Consider the following 22,397-nt stretch of genomic DNA (forward strand, 5'->3'; position numbering starts at 1 on the left):
TCCCCTCACCGTGCCGGCACGACCGTCACCGTGCCGGCGCCCGTGCGGCCGAAGCGTTCGGGACGATACATGTCCTCGGCGCTCGCCGGCGGATGCAGGTAGGTGCCGGGCGCCACCGTGCGCACGACGTAGGCGAGGCGCAGCGAGCCGACCGCGCTGCCCAGCGAATCGAAGGCCGCGACGAAACGATCGTCCCGGAACTCGGCCCGGTCCGGCGGGCGATCCTGGCTGAGCCAGGGCAGCGCGGCGACCTCGCTGCCCGTGACGAGGGCGGGGTTGTCGATCTCGAAGCCCGCCGGCAGCCGGTCGACGACGAGAAGACGCCCGGCATCGTCCGTGGTCTCGACGACGTCGAGCACGGTGACGAGGCGCGTGTTCTGCACGACCCGCGTCGGGTCGACCGGGTTGCCCTCGAGGTCGAAATAGCTGCGCGCGATCTCGAAGCCCTGCGACAGCGCCGGCTCCACGGAGAACGGGTTGCCGGTCACCGTGATCGCCACCTCGACGCCGCTGGCGCCGTCGTTGCGGATCGAGACGCCGCCGCCCGCCAGCGCGCCGGCGTCGAAGCCGTCGTAGAGCGGGCCGGTGAGCGTCTCGCCGGAGACGTCGAGGACGATGCTCTCGGCCTCCTCCGCGACGCTGCGCGCGGCGACCGCCAGCCAGGCCATCTCCTGCGTGGACAGAGCGCCGCTCCGCGCGCTCTCCTCGTCGATGGTGCCGGCGAGGCGCTTGACGGCGCCCTGCCCCACGTCCGCCTCGCCGACGAGGGCGAGAATGCCGGCCGCGTCGCGCAGGCGCGATCCGTAATCCGCGCGCCAGCCGCGGCCACGGGTCTCGTCCGCGGCGAGCCGCGTCAAAGCCGCGCCGAAGGCGGTCTCGGCGCGCGCGGTGTCGCCGAGGAGCGCGAGGCCGGCGCCGATCTGGGCGCGGGCGAGCGGCGTCTCGAAGGCGTCGATCCGCGCGTCCGCGAGATAGCGCAGGTCGCCCATCACCGGCCGGCCGTTGCGGGCCAGCACGTAGGCGGCGTAGGCGAGGGCCGCGCCGTCGTCACCCTCGACCTCGGTCGTGTTGGCGACGTGGTTGCGCAGCCGCTCCAGAGCGCGGTCGAGCGCCGCCTGCGGCGCCTCGAAGCCCTCCTCCCGCGCGCGGGTGAGGAAATCCGCGGCGTAGGCGGTAAGCCAAAGATCGTCGTAGCTCGACGCCGACCAGAGGCCGAACGAGCCCGACGCCGTCTGCCGGCCGAGCACCTGCGCGACGACCGAGCGGATGGTCTCCTCGCGATCGCGCGGGAGCTCGAGCGCCTCGGGCCCGACGAGCGCCCCGGCATAAAGGAGCGGCAGCGCCTGGGAGACGAGCTGCTCCGTGCAGCCGTAGGGGTAGCGCTGCAGCGCCTGGATCATGCCGGGCGGATCGAGGCGCCCGATCGGCGTCACCGCGACGCTGACGAGCCCCGTGCCCGGCTGGATGTCGGCCAGGAGATCGTCGGTGATCCTGAGCGACGCACCGGGCGCGAGCCGCGCGATCTCGCGACGCACGACGCCCTCGGTCCCCGGCGCCACCGGCACCGCGACCTCCTGCGTCAGCGACAGGCCGTCGGGGCCCGTGAGCGTGACGGAGACGCCCGCATCGCCCGGAGCCCCTGCGACGAGCGGGAACGACGCCTCGGCGTTCGCGCCCTCCCCGAGCATCACGTCGACGAGGCGCTCGCCGATGGCGATGTCGAGGGATCCGAGCGGCAGGGCCTCCAGCGTGTAGCGACCGGCCGGGCCGGAGACGTTGTCGAGGCGAACGTGCAGCCGGCTCTCGTCCTCGGCATTGAGGAAGCGCGGCGCCGTCGCCGCCACGACCACGGGGTCGCGCACGAGGACGTCGACGGTAGCGTCGCCGACCTTGCCCGCGGACCAGGCGACGCCTATCACGCGCACCGTGCCGTTGAAGGCGGGGATGGCGAACGTCATCTCCGCCGTGCCGTCCGGCCCCACCTCGACGATGCCGGAATGCAGCGCCAGCGGCGGCTGGTCGGGCGGCGGGGCGGCGAGGCCCGCGGGCGCGGAATCGCCGCCCGAGCGGATGGCGCCGCGGGTGCCCTGCATGCCGTCGATCAGGTAGCCGTAGAGGTCGCGCACCTCCGCCCCGAGCCGCTTCTGCCCGAGGAAGTGCTCGGTCGCGTCCGGCGCCTCGTAGTTCGTGAGCGCGAGGATGCCGACGTCGACCGCCGCGAGGGTCACGAAGGCCCGCTCGCCCGGCGCGAGGTTCGCGAGCCGCACTGGAATGGTGAGGTCGCCGCGCGGGCGGATCTCGTCGGGCGGCGAGAGGGTCATGGCGAGATCGCGCGCCGCCCGGTCCACGCCGAACCAGGCGAGCCCCATGGCGCGCCCCGGCTGGCGCCGCGCCGTCGCGTCGAGCGGACGGTGCGCGATGGCGACGAGGTAGGCGCCGGCGCCCCATTCCTCCGAGACGGTTAGCTCGGCGCGCGTCCCCCGCCCCGTCACCGGGATGGTCTCCAACGCGTGGACCCGGTCGGAGACGATCGCGATCGTCGCCTCGCCCTCGAAGGCGGCGTCGATCGTGGCGACGAGCGTGTCGCCGGCCGCGTAGTCCGCGCGGTCGAGGGTGAGCGGCAGGAGGTCGGGCGCGCGCGCCGTGGCGTCGCCGGACCAGCCGACGTCGAAGCCGAGGCTGGTCGGCGCCACGGCCGGATCGGCGGCAACGACCTCGAGGCGATGCGCGCCCCAGGAGACGGGCGCCTCGATCCGCGCCGGCGCGTCGGGAGACAAAGCGATCGTCCCGCTCGCGATGCGCTCGGTGGTGGTCACCGGCTCGAAGCCCCATTGGCCTCCGGTCTGGTACCATTGATAGCGCCGCTCGACCTTCAGCAGGCTCCACTGCGCCTCGCCGGCGAGGCGCGAGCCGTCGGGGCGGGCAGCGACGACGTCGAAGGCCGCGACGTCGCCTTCGGCGAGATCGGTTTCCAGCGCCTTCACGCCGATGACCGGCGCCTGCGGCAGGATCGGGAGCGTGACGCTGCGGGCGACGGCCCGACCGCCGGCCTCGGCGACGCGCAGCGTGATCTCCGCGGAGAGCGGGCGCGCGGCGGCCGGCGCGGGGACGGACACGGCGATCGTCGCCGTGCCGTCGGCGCCGGTGCGGCTTTCCTCCGGCAGCGCCGCGTATGCGCCTTCCACCGGCTCGTCCGTGAGGCCGACGACGTAGCCCGCGAGCCCCGGCACGGCGCTCTCCTGTGCCGCGGAGACGGAGACCTCGCCGGAAACGACGAGGTCGACGCCGGGCGCGCCGAACAGGTAGCGCGCGGAAAGGTCGATCTCGGCGCGCGCACCGGGAGCGATGGCGGGCGCCCGCGGCGTCAGGTCGAGCGCGATGCGCTCGGGCACGTAATCCTCGACGAGGAAGACGGTGTCGCCGATCGCCTGCCCCTCCGGGTCGACGTGGGCGCTCACCCGCCAGGTGCCGGGCATGGCGTCGGGCAGCAGCGGCAGCGTGTGGACGCGCCCGCCCTCGCCCTCGTCGCGCGTGAGGATGCGTGCGTGCTCGATTCCGTCGGGACGGCGCACGATCAGCGTCAGCGGCACGGCCGGGACGGCACGCGCCTGCGCGTCGCGCAAGACGGCGGTGAGGTGCACCTCCTCTCCGGAGCGGTAGACGCCGCGTTCGGGGAAGAGCATGGCGTCGAGCGCGCCGGTGGCTGGGCGACCGGCGACGCCGCGATCGGTGAGGTCGAAGGGCGCCTGGCCGAGATCGAGGAAGCCGTAATCGCCGCCGACCTGCGCCGTGACCATGCCGGCGCCGAGCCCCTCCTCGCCGCGGGCGAGACCCGGATCGAAGCGCACGTAGCCGCTCTCGTCCGTGGCGCTCTCGCCCAGCACCTCGTTGTTTCGCGCCACCAGCGCGACCGATGCGCCGGCGATGGGCTCGGCGGTCGCGAGCGAGCGCAGGAGCACGTGCACGCCGTCGCTCGCCGAGAAGGCGGTGAGCCCGATGTCGGAGACGACGAACCATTGCGTCGCCCGCGGCCCCCAGTCGTTCTGAGGCTCGACGCTGGCGTCCGCGCGGGCCGTCATCACGTAGACGCCCGGCTCAAGCGCGCCGACCGCCTCCGAGACCGGGAAGGCGGTGACGACGTCGACGTTGCGCTCCATGGCGACGTCGAGGGTGCCCGACCAGATCGGGGCGCCACGCTCGGCCGCGATCTCCTCCTCGGTCCAGCTCGCGATCTGGTCGAGGAAGTCGCCGCCTCGCAGCGTCGGCAGGAGGTTGCGGTCGCCGATCCGGTAGATCGCGACGGCCACCTCATCCGTGTTCGTGGAGACGACGGGGATGCCCTCCTGGCCGAGCCGCGGGAGGACGTAGTTTCGCCCGGTGAAGCGCGCCTGGGGCGCGCGATCGCGGATGTAGACCTCGTAGTCGCCCGCGCGCTCCAGCACCTCGTCAACCGTCGAGGGGATGCCCGGGCGCAGCACGATGGCGTAGCGCTCGCCGTGGACGAGCCCGTCGACGCAGGCCTCGTTGCCCTCGCTCGTCACCGCGAACCCGCTCGCGCCGGCGACGGCGACATACGGCGTCAGGTCGACCCGCGGCGTCAGCGGCTCGGAGAACACGAAGCACACCCGCGGGCTCGGCGTGTCCGATTCGACGCGGTAGTCGAGGATACGAAAGCCGTATCGCGTACGCAGGTCGTCGTGCACGGCCTGGACCCGGGCATCGGCGCGGGTGGCGAGGCTCGCCTTGTAGGCGGTGAGCGCATCGCGCCACATCTCGCGCGCGGCGAAGGCCTCGCCCAGCGCGGCCAGCGCGTCCGCCGCCTCCGTCGCGTTCTCCGCGTGGCCGTAGGCGATGTAGGCGGCGACGGTGGCGCGCTCCTGCATCTGCCAGCGCTCGCTCCAATCCTGATAGGGGATGGCGAGCGCGGCGCGGGCGTAGGAGGACCAGAGCGTATAGCTCTCCGGGTTGACCCGGATCGCCTCGGCGAAGCGCCAGGCGGCGTCGCGCGGCGCGCCGCTCTCGAGGAAGGCGCGACCCTCGCGCAGCAGGTCGAGGCTCGCGCGGTCCGGACGCGGCGTCTCGTCCGCGATCTGCGCCTCGACCTGCCGCGTCATGGCGGCGAGCGCCTCGTTCTCGTAGGTGCGCCCCTGCGCCGATGCGGGCAGCGCCGCGAGGCAGGCGAGGACGAAGGCGAGGAGGATACGGACGAGCGCGTGCGGCGTCATGGCGAGCCTCGGGACGCTGGAGATCGCGCGACCTTAGCAGCGCCCGAGCCCACCCGGGAGCGGATGCGCATTCATCCGGATGCTGCCGGCTCTCACGGGGCAGCCGAGCGTGGCCGCTTGCCCGGTCGGAGATTGCACCATACCAATGGTGCCCTGGCTGGGCGTCGGACACGAAAGGTCGGCACGCGTGCGCAGACCCTTGATCCTGCTCGCCCTCGCGGCGCTCGTCCCCCTCGCGCTCCTCGCCGCGGGGCTCGGCTTCGCGACCCTGAGGCAGCAGCAGGAGACCATGCGCGAGGACGCGCTCTCGGGCGCACGCGGCATCATGGCCGACGTGGAGCGCGAGCTCGACAGCTATCTCGAAGTGCTGTCGATCCTCTCCCAATCGCCGCTCTTCGACGGAGACGCTCCCGATCTTGAGCGATTCCGCATCCTGGCGACGCGCATCGGCGCGGCCTGGCCGATCATCGACCGAATCATCCTCAGCGACCGCAACGAGCGGCAGGTCTTCAACTCCTTCGTGGAGCCCGGCACGCCGCTGCCGCCCGTCGTCGATCTCGAGGGCCACCGCCGCATCATGGAGACCGGGCGCGCGGAGATCGGCGATCTCACGGGTCCCGGCCCCTTCTCCGCCGACGGCTTGCCGCGGGCGACGCTGCGCGTGCCGGTCGTGCGCGAGGGCGAGACCCGCTACGTCCTCGTCGCCATCGTCTCGCTCGATCGGCTGAACGAGATCCTCACGGGGCGCGACCTGCCCGAGGGCTGGCGGCCGTTCCTGATCGACGGTACCGGCCGCCTCGCGGCGGCGGCGGCCGCGCCCGAGCTCGTCGGCACGCCGGCCGGCGAGAACGCCCTGGCGGCGCGGGCGAGCGGCCTGTCGGGCATCTACCCCGGCCGGACGCCCGCGGGCGATCCCGTCGTCACGGCCTTCGTGCAGCATCCGCGCACCGGGTGGTCGAGCCACGTCTCGATCCCGCTCACGCTCTATCGCGAGCCCCTCGTGCGCTCCGCCGGCCTCGTGGCTCTGGGCGGCCTCGCCGCGCTCGTGCTGACGGGGACCTTCGCCCATCTCTTCCGGCGCGAATTGCAGGCGAGCCGCGAGGAGGCGCTGTCGCGCGAGCGCGCGGCGCGGCTCGAATCGCTCGGGCGCGTCGCCGGCGGTGTCGCGCACGACGTCAACAACGTGCTGCACGTGGTGCTCGCCGGCATCGCCCTCGTACGCCGGCATCACCCCGACGAGCGGGTCGAGCGCTTCTTGCAGCCCATGAAGGAGGCGGCGGAGAAGGGCACGCAGACGACCCGCGGGCTCCTCGCCTTCTCCCGCGGCGGCAGCGGCAGCAAGGTCGCGACCGATCTCGTAGCGCACGTACGCGGGCTCGAGCCGATGTTGCGCCAGGCGCTGCGGGGCGACATCGCGCTCGCGGTCGACCTTCCGGCCGAGCCGCTCGTCGCGGAGGTCGACACGACCCAGCTCGATCTCGCGCTCCTCAACCTCCTCTCGAACGCCCGCGACGCCATGCCCGGCGGCGGCGCCGTGCGGGTCTCGCTCGATACGCGCACGGAGAGCGGGCTCGGGCGCGTGGCGCGGCTGTGCGTCTCCGATACCGGCCCGGGCATCCCGGAGGAGGTGCTCGCCCGCGCCTTCGAGCCCTTCTACACGACGAAGCCCGTGGGTTCCGGCACGGGTCTCGGCCTCGCGCAGGTCTACGGCTTCGCCCGCAGCGCCGGCGGCGCGGCGCGCATCGCGAGCCCGCGCGGAGGCGGCGCGTCGATCGAGATGCTCTTGCCTCTCACCGAGGCGACACGCGCCGCGAGCGGCGACGCCGCTGCGGACGAGGCGCCCTCCCCCGCGGTGAAGCGTTGCGAGAGCAGCGATCCCTGCGGGCGCGTCCTCGTCGTCGACGACAACGAGGCCGTCCGCACGAGCACGGCCGCTTTCCTCGCCGATCTCGGCTTCGACGTGGTCCAGGCGGCGAACGCGGCGGAGGCGCTCGCCGTCTTCGCGCAGAACCGATCGGCGCCGGAGATGGTCGTCACCGATCTCGTCATGCCCGGCGCGATGAGCGGGCTCGATCTCGCGGAGGCGATCAAGGCACGCGCCCGAGGCACGACCATCGTCCTCGTCACCGGCTACAGCGACGCCGCGTCCGAGGCCGCGCGGCGCGGCTTCCCGATCCTGGCCAAGCCCGTCGATTTCGACCGCCTCGCCTCGCTCCTGGGCGCCGAGGGGCGCAGCGCCGCCTGAGCGGTGGCGCTGCCTCTGGACACGCCGCGGCGCAATCGCCATAAGGACGCGCACAAGGGACGACGCGCATGACCTTCAAGCAATTCCTCACCGAGTTCTTCACCTGGTGGAACGGCCAGACGCTCGGCACGCGGCTGACGATCCGTCGCCACGGCGAGTTCGTCGGCGAGGACGCGTTCGGCAACAAGTATTATCGCGACAAGCGCGGCAAGGTCGACGGCTTCGGCCACGAGCGCCGCTACGTGATCTACAACGGCCTCGCGGACGCGTCGCGCACGCCGATGGAATGGCGCATGTGGCTGTGCCACACCCACGCGACGCCGCCCTCGCAGGAAGAGTATACGCCCCGCGAGTGGCAGAAGCCGCACGTCGAGAACCTCACCGGCACCGCCGGCGCCTATCGCCCCCGCGGCTCGACCCTCTCCGAGGGTCAGCGCCCCGCCGCCACCGGCGACTACGTCGCCTGGACGCCGGGGGACTGAGCCGGGGCTCGGGTGGTACGCGCCTCGTTTCCGTCGCGATCGGCGGGCAACGAGGAGCGCCCGCCCTCGCCGTTCCGCCTCGCGACGCTCATGCGCAGATTTGCCCTCACCGCTCTCGCCGCCCTCGCGCTCGGCCTCTCGGCCGCGCCCGCCGCCGCGCAGAAGATCGAGAACCCCGTCGCCGTGTTCTCGGGCCTCGACAAGATCACGGGGCGAATCATCAATTTCGAGGCGGCGATCGACGAGACGGTGCAGTTCGGCGCCCTGCAGCTCACGGCGCGGGTCTGCTACACGCGCCCGCCCACCGAGAGCCCGAACACGACGAGCTTCATCGAGGTGGACGAGCTCTCGCTCGACGGCTCGCTGGCGCGCATCTTCTCGGGCTGGATCTACGCGAACTCGCCCGGGCTGAACGCCATCGAGCATCCGGTCTACGACATCTGGCTCGTGGACTGCCTGCCGGCGCCGGCGGCCGAGATCGCCGAGGACGTCGGCCCCGACGATCCCGGCACGCTCGCCGACCACCCCCTTCCCCCGCCGCGCCCGCTGCTCTGACGCGGCGGCGCTTGGCAGGCCGGGGCGCGGCGCCTATCTAGGTCTCACCGGGCGCGCAGATGGCGGGCGCCGCGGCGAATCCGACCAGCGAGGACGCATCAGGTGAACGGGCCGGGACAGCGCGAGCGCGCGGGACGGCCCGGGGCCGCCGACGGCGCGCGCGCCGACACCGCCGTGTCGGCCGAGCGCATTCCGGCCGAGCACACTCCGGCCGAGCACACTCCGGCCGAGGAAGCCATGGAGAGCCTCGCCCTGCCCGCCTGGGCGCGCTGGAGCCTCTTCCTCCTCGGATTCCTCTTCGTGGGCATCGGCGCCGTCGGCGTCGTGCTCCCGCTCGTCCCGGGTGTCGTGTTCCTGCTGCTGGCGGCCGCGTGCTTCGCGCGCTCCTCGCCGCGCTTCGAGCGCTGGCTCGTGAACCACCCTCGGCTCGGCCCGCCGATCGTCACCTGGCGGCGTACGGGCGCCATCCCCCGCCACGCCAAGGCCGCCGCGCTCCTCGGCATGGGCGCCTCGCTCGTGGTGATGGCGATCGGCGGCGCGCCGTTCGTCGCCGTCGGCTCCGTGGCGCTCGTGATGGCGGCCTGCGCCACCTACATCCTCACCCGCCCCGACGCCCCCGGCGCGGGCCGACCTCCTTCCCTGTAGGGGAAGGTGGCGCCGCGCATAGCGCGGTGACGGATGGGGCACGCCGAGAGACGTGGTCCGCGAAGCGGAAATCTCGGAGGCAGGATGGACGCGGCCGGTTTCGGCTGCGCCGAACGCGCGTTCCGCGCGCCCCATCCGTCTCGTCGGCTTCGCCGCCGATCCAACTTCCCCTACAGGGAAGGACGCACGTCGCCCGACATCACTCCACCGTGACGGATTTCGCCAGGTTGCGGGGCTGGTCGACGTCCTTCCCCATGAAGACGGCCGTGTGGTAGGCGATGAGCTGCACCGGCACGGCGTAGGCGATGGGCGCGACGAGGGGGTCCATCTTGGGCAGGACGAGGGTCGCGAGCGTGTCGATGTGGGCGTGCGCGGCGCCCTCCTCGTCGGTGATCAGCACGATCCGGCCGCCGCGGGCGGCGACCTCCTGCATGTTCGAGATCGTCTTCTCGAACAGGTGGTCGTAGGGCGCCACCACGACGACGGGCGTCGTCTCGTCGATGAGGGCGATCGGGCCGTGCTTGAGCTCCCCCGCCGCGTAGCCCTCGGCGTGGATGTAGGAGATCTCCTTGAGCTTGAGCGCGCCCTCCATCGCGATGGGGAAGGCGGCGCCGCGGCCGAAATAGAGCACGTCGCGGGCCTTGGCGAGATCGCGGGCCAGCGCCTCGATCTGCGGCTCGAGCGCCATCGCCTCGTGCATCAGCCCCGGCACGCGCTGCACCGTCTCGGCGAGCGCCTGGGCTTCCTGCGCGCTCACGTGGCCGCGCGCGCGCCCGGCCTGGAGCGCCAGCGCGAACAAGGTCGCCAGCTGGCAGGTGAAGGCCTTCGTCGAGGCGACGCCGATCTCCGGGCCGGCATGCGTCTGGGCGACGAGGTCCGCCTCGCGGGCCATGGAGGAGGTCGGCACGTTGACGACGGCGAGCACCGTCTGCCCGTGCGCCTTGGCGTAGCGCAGCCCCGCGAGCGTGTCCGCCGTCTCGCCCGATTGCGAGACGACGATCATCAGGCCCTTCTCCGGCAGCGGCGCCTCGCGGTAGCGGAACTCGGAGGCGACGTCGATCTCGACGGGCAGGCGGCCCAGGCGCTCGAACCAGTATTTCGCCACCAGCCCCGCGTAGAACGCCGTGCCGCAGGCGGTGATGGTGAGGCGCTGCTGCGCCTTCCAATCGAGCGCAGGCGCCTGCTCGATGTCCAGATGCGGCGCGAGCGTGCGGGCGACGACCTCCGGCTGCTCGTAGATCTCCTTGATCATGTAATGGCGGTGGTTGCCCTTCTCCGCCGCGAAGACGCCGACGGGGATGCGCTGGCGCCGGCGCGCGACGGGCGTGCCGCTCTCGTCGAAGAAGGAGGCGCCCGCGCGCGTCGCGACGACGACGTCCCCCTCCTCGAGATAGGTGATGTCGTCGGAGAACGGGGCGAGCGCCAGCGCGTCGGAGCCCAGGAACATCTCCCCGTCGCCGTAGCCCACCGCGAGCGGCGAGCCGCGGCGGGCGCCGATCATCAGGTCCTCCTCGCCCTCGAACAGGAAGGCGAGCGCGAAGGCGCCGCGCAGGCGCGGCAGCACAGCGAGCACGGCCGCTTGGGGATCGAGGCCCGACGCCATCTCGTGCGACACCGCCTGAGCCACGACCTCGGTGTCGGTCTCCGAGGAGAAGCGCACGCCCTCGTCCTCGAGCGCGAAGCGCAGCTCGCGATAATTCTCGATGATGCCGTTGTGCACGAGGGCGAGCCGGTCGGTGGCGTGCGGATGGGCGTTCGCCTCCGTCGGGCGTCCGTGCGTCGCCCAGCGGGTGTGCCCGATGCCGGTGCGGCCGGGAAGCGGGTCGGACGCGAGCTTGACTTCGAGGTTACGCAGCTTGCCCTCGGCGCGCCGGCGCGCGATGCGCCCGTCCTGAAGGGTGGCGATGCCGGTGGAATCGTAGCCGCGATATTCGAGCCGCTTGAGCGCGTCGACGAGCTGGTCCGCCACGTCGCCGCGGCCGAGAATGCCGATGATTCCGCACATGGGAACAACCTTTCGCGAGATCTGCACGGCGGCCGTGCGCTTGCGTCTCGGTGCTACCCGGACGGCTCAGCTTGGGCCAATCACGTTTCTTGTCGGTTTATGTCCGTCCGGAACGGTTACGCATCGTCACTCGTCGAGGCCTTCGCCTCGTTCTCGGCCTTGGCGGCCTTGGCCTCGGCCTTTTCGGCGCGGAAGCGGACGGCCCAGCCGTCCTTCACCGCCTGGCGCCCGCGTGCCAGCGCCAGCGCGTCGGCCGGCACGTCCTGCGTCACGACGGAGCCGGAGCCCACGAAGGCGCCGGCCCCGACCGTAACGGGCGCGACGAGCGAAGAGTTCGATCCGACGAAAGCCCCCTCGCCCACCCGCGTGAGATGCTTGTCGAAGCCGTCGTAATTGCAGGTGATCGTCCCGGCACCGAGATTGGCCTTTGCGCCGATCTCGGCATCGCCCACGTAGGACAGATGTGGCAGCTTGGCGCCCGCGCCGACCTTGGCCTTCTTCACCTCGACGAAATTGCCGACCTTGGCGCCTTTGCCGATGTCGGCCCCGGGGCGCAGGCGCGCGAAGGGGCCGACGCTGGCGCCGGCGGCGATGCGCGCGCCTTCGAGATGCGAGAAGGCGTGGATCGTCGCCCCGCTCTCCACGACGACGCCGGGGCCGAAGACGATGCTCGGCTCGAGCACCACGTCGCGCCCGAGCACCGTGTCGTGGGCGAGGAAGACGCTTTCCGGATCGACCATGGTGACGCCTGCCCGCATGGCGCGCTCGCGCAGCCGCTCCTGGAGCGTGCGCTCCACGTGGGCGAGCTGGACGCGATCGTTGACGCCCTGCACCTCCCATTCGGGCGCCACCACGCAAGCGACGGTGCGGCCGCGGGCGCGCGCGATCTCGACGGCGTCGGTGAGGTAGTACTCGCCCTTGGCGTTCTCGTTGCCGATCGCGTCCAGCAGCGAGAGCGCGTCCGAGCCCGAGAGCGCCATGAGCCCGGCATTGCAGAGCGTGACGGCGCGCTCGGCGTCGTTCGCGTCGCGGTGCTCGCGGATGGCGCGCACGGTCTCGCCGTCGCGCAGCACGCGTCCGTAACCCGTGGGATCGGCGGCCTCGAAGCCGAGCACCGTCACCGCCGCGCCCTCCGCCAGCGGCGCGCGCAGGCGCGCGAAGGTCTCGGCCTCGACGAGAGGGGTGTCCGCATAGGCGACGACCACGTCGTCGGCGGGCTGCGCCAGCGCCGCGCGCGCGGCGAGCACGGCGTGCGCCGTCCCGAGCCGCTCGGCCTGGACGAAGACGGAGGCGTCCGGCACCACGCGGCGGGCGGCCTCGGCCACGTCCTCGCGCCCGGGGCCGACGACGACGGCGATGCGGTCGGCGCCGGCCGCACGCACGGCGTCGAGCGCATGCGCGAGCATGGAGCGCGCGGCGACCCGATGGAGCACCTTCGGCGTATCGGAGCGCATGCGTGTGCCCTCGCCGGCGGCGAGGACGATGGCGAGGCAGGTGCGGCGCGAGGGGTCGTCGGTCACGGGGGCGGGCTCCAGGAAGTCACGGCGCAGCTATGGGCGATGCCGCACGGGCGGGCAATCGCTCCACCGTGCGACCCGTTCCCGGAAACCTACCGCGAAAACCTGAACGATCCCGACCGCGATCAGCTCGATTCGCCGGCGAGGCAGCCCGCGTCGCGCACGCGCTCCAGCAGCGCGGCGCCGGCCTCCTGCAGGACGAGCGCGCGCTCGAGCACCTTGAGCGTGTCGTAGGCGTCCGTGCGGATGCGCCAGAGCTCGAGCAGGTCGTCGCGATCGGTGCGCGTGGTTCGCGCCTTGAGAATCGTCTGGCGCTCCGCCTCGCGCGCCTCGCGCTCACGGATCTCGCGGGGCGCGGGATTGTCGATACGCAGCTGGTCGACGAAGGTGGCGGAGAGGGCGTCGCACCGCTCCTGCCCGTCGAGCCCGGCGGCACCGGTGGGGCGCGCGGAGGGGCAGTAGAGCCCGCGCCAGCCGGCGACGACGGAAGACGAGTTGTCGATGGTGCGCGCGACGCCGCGTATGGCGCGCGCGGCGTCCCAGAGGTCGCGCCCGCGCAGCAGCGCCTCCGCCTCCTGCAGGCGATCGAAGGGCTGGACCTCGTCTCGCGCGGCGATCTCGTCGAGCGCCGCGAGGGCCTGCGCCTGCGTATCGACCAGCGGCGCGATGTCGCCGTGGCCCGCGAGACGCCCCGCGTAATCCGTCGCGATCTCCATGCACGCCTCGGGCTCGCGGCCGAACTGGGCGGAACCCGGAGCCGGCAGCAGCGTCGCCCCGGCGACGACACCGAGCACGAGAAGAGCGGGAATAGAGATGCGGGCGCTGATCATCGTGTCCCCAACATGGCGCGCGCGGCGCCGAGCGACAAGGCGAGCACACCCTGTCGAAACGCCTCATGGCGTCCATCGCCGGCTCATGCCCGCTATTGTTGCTTGGGGATGTATGCGCAGCTTCCGCTTGCCACGCTCCCGGTTTCATTGCATCATGAAACAACCATGCGGATGCACCCCGGTGGATTCGCCTTTGTTTCCGATGGCTGTTCGGGGGCTGTCTCGATGAACACACTCGCAAGGACGCGCAAGAAGGACAAGGCGCATGAGGGCGCCGGAGGACCCGACGAGCGCGAATACCTCATCAGCGACCTCTCGCGGGAGTTCGACGTCACCCTGCGCGCGCTGCGCTTCTACGAGGATCGCGGCCTTCTGTCGCCGCGGCGCATCGGGACGATGCGCATCTATTCCGCGCAGGATCGCGCGCGCCTGTCCGTGATCCTCAAGGGGAAGCAGCTCGGCTTCACGCTGGCCGAGATCCAGGAGATGCTCGAATCGGACGCCAAGGGCGCGGGCGAGATCGACCTGCGGCTCTCGGTCGAGAAGATCGACGATCAGATCGCTCATCTCGAGGCGCAGCGCGCGGAGGTGGAGGCCGCCATCGCCGAGCTGCGCGCCACGCGCGAGAAGCTCACGGGCTGAGCCCCATCGCGAACGGGCGTTCGCGCCCGGTCGCACCTCTTGCGCAACCGCTCCGTCGCGGCTCAGATGGCCGCGACGAACGGAGGCGGATGTGCAGGACGCGGATGTGCGAGACGACGAGTTCGAGCTCTGGGACCTGCGCGTCGAGGTGACCGCGCCCGAGGGTGCGACGCTCTATTGCGGCGCGCGCCCGGGCGATCATTTCGAGCTCCATGGGGAGATGCTGCATCTGCCGCCGGGCCAGGGCTTCTCGATCTACTCGCTCGCGGCTCTCCTGCCCCTCCTCCCCGCCAAGCAGCGCGACACGCACCGTGCCGACTGGATGTCGACGGACGCGGAGGTCGCCTGCCCCGATCCCAATTGCCCGAGCCGCTTCCGCATCACGCGAACGGCGAGGAGGCGCTTCCGCCATGCGGACACGACCGCGGTGGCGCTGCCCACGGTCGCGGCGCAGGACGGCACGGGAGACGGGGCATGAGCGGCAGCATGAGCGGCAGCATGAGCGCCGTCGAACGCACCCTCCTCGCCCCCGGCTACGAGATCTCGCGCCTCGTGCGCGGCGGCTGGCAGCTCGCCGGCGGCCACGGCGAGATCGATCGCGAGCGCGCCATCGCCGACATGGCGGCCTTCGTCGATGCGGGCGTGACCACGTTCGACTGCGCGGACATCTATACCGGCGTCGAGGAGATGATCGGCGCCTTCCGCGAACGGCTGCGTGCCGAGCGCGGCGCGGAGGCGGCGCGGGCGCTGAAGGTCCACACCAAGTTCGTGCCCGATTGGGACATGCTCGGCCGGCTCACCCGCGCCGACGTCCGCGCCGTGATCACCCGCTCCCTCGCCCGGCTGAAGGCCGATCGGCTCGATCTCGTCCAGTTCCATTGGTGGAACTACGACGCGCCGGGTCTCGTCGAGACCGGGCGGATGCTCGCCGAGCTGAAGGACGAGGGGCTGATCGCGCAGATCGGTGGGACGAATTTCGACGGCGCCCACGCGCGCGCGTTGATCGAGGCCGGCGTGCCGCTCGTCTCCATGCAGAGCCAGTACTCGCTCCTCGACCGGCGTCCGGAGGTCTCGCTCACGGCTCTGTGCGCCGAGCGCGGCATGAAGCTCCTGTGCTACGGCACGGTCGCGGGCGGCTTCCTCTCCGACCGCTGGCTCGGCGCTCCAGAGCCGCGCGAGCCGATCTCGAACCGCTCGCTGGTGAAGTACAAGCTCGTCATCGACGATTTCGGCGGCTGGGACCTCTTCCAGGAGCTGCTCGCCACGCTCTCGCGCATCGGCGCGCGTCACGATGCGAGCGTCGCCGCCGTCGCGACCCGCTGGGCGCTTCAGCGCCCGCACGTGGCCGGCATCATCGTCGGCGCGCGCTATGCCGAGCATCTGGCCGACAACCTCACCGTCTTCCGATTCGCGCTCGACGCCGAGGACGAGGCGGCGATCGAGGCGGTGCTCGCGCGGCGCACGGGCCCGGCGGGCGACGCCTACACGCTCGAGCGCGACCGGGACGGAAAGCACGGCCGCATCATGAAGTACAATCTCAACACGGCGAGCTGAGCCCTTGATTGCGCAAGACATGGACGTCAAGGCCTTGTCCGCCGCCGCGGCGCGCGACGTCGTGGTGCTGCACCGGGTCTTCGAGGCGTGGCTCTCCGGCCATGCGCCGAACTGCCCCGAATCGTTCAAGCCGATCGAGGAGGCGCTGGGGCCGGGCTTCTCGATGGTCATTCCCGACGGCACGCTCGTGCCGCGCGACGCGGTGATCGCGCGGCTCGCCGCGAGCCATGGCGTCCGGGGGTCCGACTTCCGCATCCTGGTGGAGGAGGTGACGCCGGTCGCGACGACGGAGACGCTGGCGGCCGTACGCTACATCGAGCGGCAGTCGGGGTCGGTGAAGAGCGACGCGCGGCGATCCCTCGCGCTCCTCGTCCCGGCACCGACGGAGACGGGCGTCGCCTGGCGCTTCGTTCAGGAGACATGGTGCGCGTGACCCTGCTCGCGCTGCGATCCCTCTCACGCTAAGGTCCCGCTCACCCCCGCCCGCATCGCGGCCCGGGGCTCCGGAGCGAACCCCATGCATTCCGCGCCCGACGAGGCCCTCGCCCATACCGCCGCGCGGCTGCGCGCCGAAAAGAGCGCGCCACGGTGCGCGCTGTTCGGCTGGGTGATGTTCGACTGGGCGACGCAGCCCTTCTTCACCCTCGTCGTCACCTTCGTCTTCGGGCCGTATTTCGTGAACGCGGTGGCGGCGAACCCGGTCGCCGGTCAGTCGCAATGGATGCTCGCGACCTCCGCCGCAGGCCTTTCGCTGGCGATCCTCTCGCCGGTGCTCGGCGCCATCGCCGATGCGGGCGGGCCGAAGAAGCCCTGGATCCTCGCCTTCGGCGCGCTGATGAGCGTGGCCGCGGCGCTCCTGTGGCTCGTCCCCCCAGCGGCGACGCCGGGATACGTCCTCCTCGCGCTCGTCGCCTTCGCCGTCGCGACGGTGGCGGCGGAGCTGGCCGGCACCTTCAACAACGCGATGATGCCGACCCTCGTGCCGCCGCACCGCCTGGGCCGCCTCTCCGGTGCCGGCTGGGCGACGGGCTATGCGGGCGGGCTCGTCTCCCTCGCCATCGTGCTCGGCCTCCTCGCCGGCAGCCCGCAGAGCGGTCTGACGCTCGCCGGTCTCGAGCCGCTCCTCGGCCTCGATCCGGTGGCGCGCGAGGGCGACCGGGTCGTCGGGCCGCTGACGGCGCTCTGGTTCGCACTCTTCGTCCTGCCGCTCGTCCTGTTCACGCCGGACGTGCCGCGTGGTGGGCGGCCGTTCGGCGAGGCCGTGCGTGAGGGGCTCTCGCGGGTGCGCGGCACGATCGCGGAAGCCCGACGCACGCCGGCCATCGCGCGTTTCCTCCTGGCGCACATGGCCTACCAGGACGGGCTCGTCGTCCTGTTCTCGCTCGGCACCATCTACGGCGCCGGCATCTTCGGCTGGGGCACGATCGAGCTCGGCGTGTTCGGCATCCTCATCCTCGTCACGGGCACGCTCGGCGCGCTGGCGGGCGGGCCGATCGACGACCGGATCGGGCCGCGCGCGGTGATCCTCGGCAGCCTCGCGATCCTGGCGCTGGTGACGCTGGGCGTGCTCTCGCTGGGCGAGAGCCACGTGCTCTTCGTGGTGGACACCGGCCCGCCGCCCGAGGGCGCCGGGCTCTATGCGAGCCTGCCCGAGAAGGTCTTCCTCGGGCTCGGCCTCGTCATCGGCGCGCTCGCGGGACCCCTGCAGGCGTCCTCGCGCTCGCTCCTCGCGCGCCTCGTGCCCGCCGGCGACGCGGGGCGCTATTTCGGCCTGCTCGCGCTGTCGGGAAAGCTCACCGCCTTCCTCGGCCCGTTCCTCGTCGCCGTGGCGACGGCGCTGTTCCAGACTCAGGCCGCCGGGCCGGTGGTGCTCCTCGCCTTCTTCCTCGTCGGCGCGCTCCTGGTGCGCGGGGTGCCGAACGGGCGCGTCCTCAGCGCAGCGTGACGGCGGTGCCCGACGCGGTGACGAGCATCATGCTCTCCTTGGCGCCGATAGCCCCGTAATCGAGGTCGACGCCGATGACCGCGTTGGCGCCGAGCTTGCGGGCCTCGTCGAGCATCTCGTTGATCGCGGTGTCGCGACCGTCGCGCATCACCCGCTCGTAGGACCCAGAGCGGCCGCCGACGATGTCGCGGATGGAGGCGAAGAAGTCCTTGAAGATGTTCGCCCCGAAGATCGCCTCGCCCGAGACGATGCCGTGATACTCGACGATCTGGCGTCCCTCGACGCCGTTGGTGGTGGTGACGATCATGAAGGCCTCCTCGTGACGCCGCCCGACGCGGCGGGGCGAGGAGACATACCGGCCGCGCGGAGGTCAAGCCAGCATGAGGCTCAGCGCAAGCGTGGGTCCAGCGTGTCGCGCAGGACGTCGCCGAAGAAGTTCAAGACGAAGGCGACGACGAGGATCGCGAGGCCGGAGAAGAGCGCCGCCCAGGGCGAAAGGAGCAGGAAGTTGCGCCCCTCCGAGAGCATCATGCCGAGCGAGGGCGTCGGCGGCTGCGTGCCGAGCCCGAGGAACGAGAGCGACGCCTCCACCAGGATCGCGGTGGACATGAGCAGGCTCATCTGGACGAGCACCACGCTGGCGAGATTGGGCAGGATGTGGTGCACGATGATCCGCGCGTCCGACGCGCCGATGGAGCGCGCCGACATGACGTAGTCGCTCTGCGCCACGACCAGCGCCGGCCCGCGCAGCAGGCGCGCGAAGATCGGCGTGTAGACGATCGCGATCGCCGCCGCCGTCGTCGTGGCGCCGGGGCCGAGCACGGCGATGATGCCGATGGCGAGCAGCATCACCGGGAAGGCGAAGAGGATGTCCATGAGCCGCATCAGGATGCGCTCGGTCCAGCCGCGATAATAGGCCGAGACGAGCCCGATCGTGCCGCCCACGAGGAGCGCCAGGCCCACCGCCCCGAAGGAGATCGCGAGCGAGGCACGAAGCCCGTGGAGGATTCGCGAGAGGAGGTCGCGTCCGAATTGGTCGGTGCCGAGGAAATGCGTCGCGCCGGGCCCCTGCAGCCGCGCGAGCACGCTCTGCGCCAGCGGATCGAAGGGCGCGATCACGGGCGCGAGCAGCGCCGCCGCGACGGTGAGCGCGAGGAACGCCCCGGCGACGAGGAGCACGCGGGAGGGCCCGCGGCGCAGGGAGGCGCTCGCACCGGCCATCAGCGCGTCACCCGCGGGTCGATCCAGGCGTAGACGAGGTCGACGACGAAGTTCACCGCGACGAAGACCACCGTGACGAGGAGGATCGTCGCCTGGAGGAGCGGATAGTTGCGCTCGGCGATGGCGCCGAGCAGCAGGCGCCCGAGGCCGGGAATGGCGAAGACCTGCTCCACCACGATGGCCCCGGAGAGCAGGTAGCCCGTCATGATGCCCACCGACGTCACGAACGGGATCAGCGCGTTGCGCAGAGCGTGCTTGTAGAGGATGGCGCGCTCGGAGACGCCCTTGGCGCGCGCCGTGCGGATGTAGTCCTGCTGGAGCGCGTCGAGCATGGCCGAGCGCACGAGGCGAGCGAGGTTGGCCAGGATCGGCAGCGCGAGCGCGATCGCCGGCAGGACGAGGCGCGCCAGGTTGCCGAGCGGGTCTTGCGTGAAGGGCACGTAGCCCAGCATCTGCACGGAGGGCGCGAGGGTGGCGAGCGCCAGGATCATCATGATGCCGAGCCAGAAGGACGGCACGGTCAGCCCCGCCACCGAGCCGATCTGGAGCCCGATCTCCCAGCCGCGCCCGCGCAGGCGCGCCATCAGGACGCCGAGCGGCACCGCGAGCGTCGCGCCGATGACGAGGGAGAGCACCGCGAGCTGGATCGTCGGCCAGACGTGCGCCGCGATCTCGTCGATCACGGGGCGGCGCGTCCAGAGGGATTCACCGAGGTTTCCCGTGAGCACGCCGCCGATCCAGTCGAGATATTGCAAGAGGATCGGCTGATCGAGGCCGATGCGGGCGCGCAGCTCGTCCATCCGCTCCGGCGTCACCTCGGCATTGGCGCCGAGCATGATCGCCACCGCGTCGCCGGGGACGAGGCGGATCATCAGGAAGGTGACGACCGACACGCCGAAGAGCACGACGACGAGGTCGGACAGGCGCGAGAGGATGAAGCGTCGGCGCATCGCGTCGTCCCGGAGAAGGCGCGAGGCGGGCGGGGCCCGCGCCCCGCCCGCCTCGCTTCAGCGCGTCGTCACTGGCCCGCCGTGGTGTCGGCGAGCGTCGAGAGCGAGCGGTTGGCGATGATCTCGAACCCGTCGACGCCCTCGCCCACGGCCGTGTAGAGCTGGCCGTAGGCGACGTGCGCCACCGGCCCCTCGCAGGCGAGGATGCCCTGGAGCTCGTCGTAGGCGGCCTTGCGGGCCTCCTGGTCGAGCTCCGTGCGGCCGGTGTCGAGGAGGGCGTCGACGCGCTCGTCCGAGTACTTGAAGACGTTCGTCGAGCCGCCGGTCCGGAAGGCGCGGTAGAAGAAGTCGTCCGGATCGACGGAGCCCGCGTTGGCCGAGGCGAAGATGTCGAAGTTCGAGTTGCGCCAATCCTGCACGAACTGGCCGAGCTCGGGGATGTTGAGCTCCACCTCGAAGCCGGCGGCGTTCAGCTGCGCCTGCGCCACCTGGGCGATGTCGCGGATGTCCTGGCGCGGCAGCACGAGCATCGTCACCTTCACGGGCAGCTCGACGCCCGCTTCCTCGAGGAGCGCGCGCGCCCGATCGGGGGAATGCTCGTAGCAGGGGAATTCGGAGACGTCGCGCGCCCACGCTTCGAGGGCCGGCGAGAGCGGGCCCGCCGCGACGCCCGCCCCGAACAGCGCCGCCTGCACGATCGATTCGCGATCGAGCGCGTAGTTCACCGCCTGGCGCACCCGCGGATCGTCGAAGGGGGGCTTCGACGTGTTCATGCCGAGCAGCGTATAGGAAAGCTCGAGCGTGTCCTGCAGCGCCACGCCCGGCCGGCCCTGGAGCTGGAGCGCGGTGGCGGCATCGATGTTGGGCAGCATCTGGTACTGCCCGCTGGTGAGCCCCACCTGCCGCGTCGCCGATTCCGGAACGATGTTGAAGCGGATGCCGTCCAGCTTCGGCGCGTCCTCGCGCCAGTAATCGGGGTTTGCGTCGAGCTGGATGTAGTTGTTCGGCTGCCACTCGGCGAAGGCGAAGGGCCCCGTCCCGACGGGCTGCTGCTGGAGCGCCTGCGTCTCGTCGCGATATTCCGCCGGCACGATGGCGATGGAGGCGAGCTGGGTGAGGAACGGCGCGGAGGGCTCGGACAGCGTCACCTCGACGGTGCGATCGTCCACGGCGCTCGCGCTCTCCACCGCCGCCAGCCGGCTCGCCAGCGGCGATCCGGTGGCTTCCGCGCGCACGCGCTCGATCGAGGCGACGACGTCCTCGGCGGTCATCGCGGAGCCGTCGTGGAAGGTGACGCCCTCGCGCAGCGTGAAGGTGTAGGTCAGCCCGTCGTCGGAGACCTCCCAGCTCTCGGCGAGCGCCGGGCCGATGGTGAGATCGGGCTCCACCTGGGTCAGCGCCTCGTAGATCGTGCCGTTGACCACCTGGAAGGAGGTGAAGGCCGTGACGATGTGCGGGTCGAGCCCGGCCGGGCTGTCCGACACGGCGAGCTGGAGCACCTGCGCGCTCGCGGCGCTCGCTCCGATGCTCATCGCGGCGACGAGCGCCGCCTTGCAGATGGAACGCTTCATCGTCTCGTCCTCCCCTCGTCGGCGGCCTGACGCCGCGCTCTCCACGATCGGTCGGCGGCATAGTACCAATTATGAGCCAGTTGGAAAGGGCCGCGAAACCGCGTCGTCTCAGCGGCGGCCCGCGAGGTGGATCGCACCGGAGACGGCGTCCCCGAGCGCCGGCGAGAGGCGTCGGCGTACGTCGGGGGCGAGCCAGGCCTCCATGGCGCTCGACAGCCCGCCGATGAGGCTCACCCGCGGCGCGCCGCGATCGACGAGCGCGCGCACGAGCCCGTCGATCTGCTCGGCGCCCTCCTGCACGAGTCGGCGCCCGACGGGATCGCCGTTGTCGGCGTGTCGCATGACGAGGGGCGCGAAGGTGGCGTAGTCGGTGGCGGTGGCGCGATCCATCCAGGCGACGGCCTCGAGCGGATCGTCGTCGAAGCGCGCGAGCAGCTCGCGGGTGAGCGCGCTCGCCTCGTGGCGGCCGTCGGCCGCGCGCAGCGCCACGCGGATCGCCTGGAGGCCGAGATCGGCGCCCGAGCCCTCGTCGGAGATCGGGAAGCCGTAGCCGCCGACGCGCAGGTCCACGCCCGCGACGCGTCCGAGCCCGCACGAGCCCGTGCCGCAGATGACGATCGCCCCGTCGCCGCCGGCATGCGCGCCGAGGCAGGCGACGAGCCCGTCATTGGCGAAGGCGATCGACGCGAAGGGATGCGCCAGCGCCTCGAACGCCGCGCGCGCACCCTTGCGGCCCAGCCCCGCGACGCCGATGCCGGCGTGTACCCGCGCGACCGCGGCCTCGTCGAGCCCCGCTTCCTCCATCGCCGCGCGGGCGGCCTGCATCAGCACCTCCCACGAGCGCTCGATGCCGAAGCGGGTGGCGGCGGGGCCGGCGAAGCCTTGGCCGAGCACGGTCCCCTCGCTGGTCTCGAGGCGCGCGCGGCAGCCGGTCCCGCCGCCGTCGACGCCGAGATAGAGCGTGGCCGCCTCCTGATCCGCCGTACCGGCGCTCATCGCATCCTCCGCCG

General features: G+C 72.1%; 18 protein-coding genes. 9 read left to right on the forward strand and 9 right to left on the reverse strand.

What is annotated here, in order from left to right; translation table 11 throughout:
- Nucleotides 1-5: 5 nt before the first annotated feature.
- Entirely contained in the window at nt 6-5,225 is a 5,220-nt protein-coding gene (locus IEX89_RS19745) for an alpha-2-macroglobulin family protein (protein ID WP_188914981.1), read from the reverse strand.
- Nucleotides 5,226-5,412: 187 nt separating this feature from the next.
- On the opposite strand from IEX89_RS19745, the gene IEX89_RS19750 reads away from it, so the two are divergent.
- The 4 genes from IEX89_RS19750 (at nt 5,413) to IEX89_RS19765 (ending at nt 9,152) form a co-directional block, all read left to right on the forward strand.
- Nucleotides 5,413-7,470, forward strand: a complete 2,058-nt coding sequence (locus tag IEX89_RS19750; protein WP_188914982.1) for a hybrid sensor histidine kinase/response regulator — start codon at nt 5,413-5,415, stop codon at nt 7,468-7,470.
- A gap of 68 nt (nt 7,471-7,538) precedes the next feature.
- Nucleotides 7,539-7,952, forward strand: coding sequence for an NADH:ubiquinone oxidoreductase subunit NDUFA12 (locus IEX89_RS19755; RefSeq protein WP_188914983.1), 414 nt, complete (start codon nt 7,539-7,541; stop codon nt 7,950-7,952).
- A 90-nt stretch (nt 7,953-8,042) separates the two neighbouring features.
- Nucleotides 8,043-8,507 carry a DUF2155 domain-containing protein gene (locus IEX89_RS19760; protein WP_188914984.1) on the forward strand — a complete coding sequence of 155 codons (465 nt, stop codon included), beginning with the start codon at nt 8,043-8,045 and terminating at the stop codon, nt 8,505-8,507.
- A gap of 102 nt (nt 8,508-8,609) precedes the next feature.
- Nucleotides 8,610-9,152 carry a YbaN family protein gene (locus IEX89_RS19765; RefSeq protein WP_244645589.1) on the forward strand — a complete coding sequence of 181 codons (543 nt, stop codon included), beginning with the start codon at nt 8,610-8,612 and terminating at the stop codon, nt 9,150-9,152.
- A 199-nt stretch (nt 9,153-9,351) separates the two neighbouring features.
- Here IEX89_RS19765 and glmS read toward each other — a convergent pair whose 3' ends face one another.
- The 3 genes from glmS to IEX89_RS19780 all read right to left on the reverse strand — a co-directional run bounded on the left by glmS (nt 9,352) and on the right by IEX89_RS19780 (nt 13,504).
- A complete protein-coding gene (gene glmS / locus IEX89_RS19770; RefSeq protein WP_188914985.1) occupies nt 9,352-11,157 on the reverse strand; it encodes a glutamine--fructose-6-phosphate transaminase (isomerizing) in 1,806 nt (601 codons plus the stop codon).
- 116 nt (nt 11,158-11,273) lie between these two features.
- Nucleotides 11,274-12,677, reverse strand: coding sequence for a bifunctional UDP-N-acetylglucosamine diphosphorylase/glucosamine-1-phosphate N-acetyltransferase GlmU (gene glmU / locus IEX89_RS19775; RefSeq protein WP_188914986.1), 1,404 nt, complete (start codon nt 12,675-12,677; stop codon nt 11,274-11,276).
- Nucleotides 12,678-12,799: 122 nt separating this feature from the next.
- Nucleotides 12,800-13,504, reverse strand: a complete 705-nt coding sequence (locus tag IEX89_RS19780) for a hypothetical protein (protein ID WP_188914987.1) — start codon at nt 13,502-13,504, stop codon at nt 12,800-12,802.
- A 225-nt stretch (nt 13,505-13,729) separates the two neighbouring features.
- On the opposite strand from IEX89_RS19780, the gene IEX89_RS19785 reads away from it, so the two are divergent.
- From IEX89_RS19785 to IEX89_RS19805, 5 genes are all read left to right on the forward strand, one after another.
- Entirely contained in the window at nt 13,730-14,146 is a 417-nt protein-coding gene (locus IEX89_RS19785) for a MerR family transcriptional regulator (RefSeq protein WP_188914988.1), read from the forward strand.
- A 91-nt stretch (nt 14,147-14,237) separates the two neighbouring features.
- On the forward strand, nt 14,238-14,624 hold the full coding sequence (locus IEX89_RS19790) for a TIGR04076 family protein (RefSeq protein ID WP_244645590.1): 387 nt from the start codon (nt 14,238-14,240) through the stop codon (nt 14,622-14,624).
- Nucleotides 14,621-15,700 carry an aldo/keto reductase gene (locus IEX89_RS19795; RefSeq protein ID WP_244645591.1) on the forward strand — a complete coding sequence of 360 codons (1,080 nt, stop codon included), beginning with the start codon at nt 14,621-14,623 and terminating at the stop codon, nt 15,698-15,700. Before IEX89_RS19790 ends, IEX89_RS19795 begins: the two co-directional genes overlap by 4 nt.
- A gap of 4 nt (nt 15,701-15,704) precedes the next feature.
- The gene (locus tag IEX89_RS19800; protein WP_188914989.1) at nt 15,705-16,133 is read left to right on the forward strand and encodes a hypothetical protein; all 429 of its coding nucleotides are present in this window, start codon (nt 15,705-15,707) and stop codon (nt 16,131-16,133) included.
- Nucleotides 16,134-16,217: 84 nt separating this feature from the next.
- Nucleotides 16,218-17,645, forward strand: a complete 1,428-nt coding sequence (locus IEX89_RS19805) for an MFS transporter (RefSeq protein WP_188914990.1) — start codon at nt 16,218-16,220, stop codon at nt 17,643-17,645.
- On the opposite strand, the gene IEX89_RS19810 is transcribed toward IEX89_RS19805, so the two are convergent.
- The 5 genes from IEX89_RS19810 to IEX89_RS19830 form a co-directional block, all read right to left on the reverse strand.
- A complete protein-coding gene (locus tag IEX89_RS19810; RefSeq protein WP_188914991.1) occupies nt 17,632-17,952 on the reverse strand; it encodes a YbjQ family protein in 321 nt (106 codons plus the stop codon). The genes IEX89_RS19805 and IEX89_RS19810 overlap by 14 nt on opposite strands.
- Nucleotides 17,953-18,032: 80 nt before the next feature.
- Nucleotides 18,033-18,866: an ABC transporter permease gene (locus tag IEX89_RS19815; protein ID WP_188914992.1), complete on the reverse strand. Its 834-nt coding sequence runs from the start codon at nt 18,864-18,866 to the stop codon at nt 18,033-18,035.
- A complete protein-coding gene (locus IEX89_RS19820) occupies nt 18,866-19,816 on the reverse strand; it encodes an ABC transporter permease (protein ID WP_188914993.1) in 951 nt (316 codons plus the stop codon). Before IEX89_RS19820 ends, IEX89_RS19815 begins: the two co-directional genes overlap by 1 nt.
- A gap of 68 nt (nt 19,817-19,884) precedes the next feature.
- The gene (locus tag IEX89_RS19825) at nt 19,885-21,387 is read right to left on the reverse strand and encodes an ABC transporter substrate-binding protein (protein ID WP_188914994.1); all 1,503 of its coding nucleotides are present in this window, start codon (nt 21,385-21,387) and stop codon (nt 19,885-19,887) included.
- A 108-nt stretch (nt 21,388-21,495) separates the two neighbouring features.
- Nucleotides 21,496-22,383 (reverse strand): glucosamine kinase nucleotide-binding domain-containing protein, encoded by an 888-nt coding sequence (locus IEX89_RS19830; RefSeq protein ID WP_188914995.1) that lies wholly within the window; start codon nt 22,381-22,383, stop codon nt 21,496-21,498.
- Between the last annotated feature and the right edge of the window lie 14 nt (nt 22,384-22,397).

Origin of the sequence: Salinarimonas ramus (assembly GCF_014645695.1) — a bacterium.
In the GTDB taxonomy this organism is placed as follows: Bacteria; Pseudomonadota; Alphaproteobacteria; order Rhizobiales; family Beijerinckiaceae; genus Salinarimonas; species Salinarimonas ramus.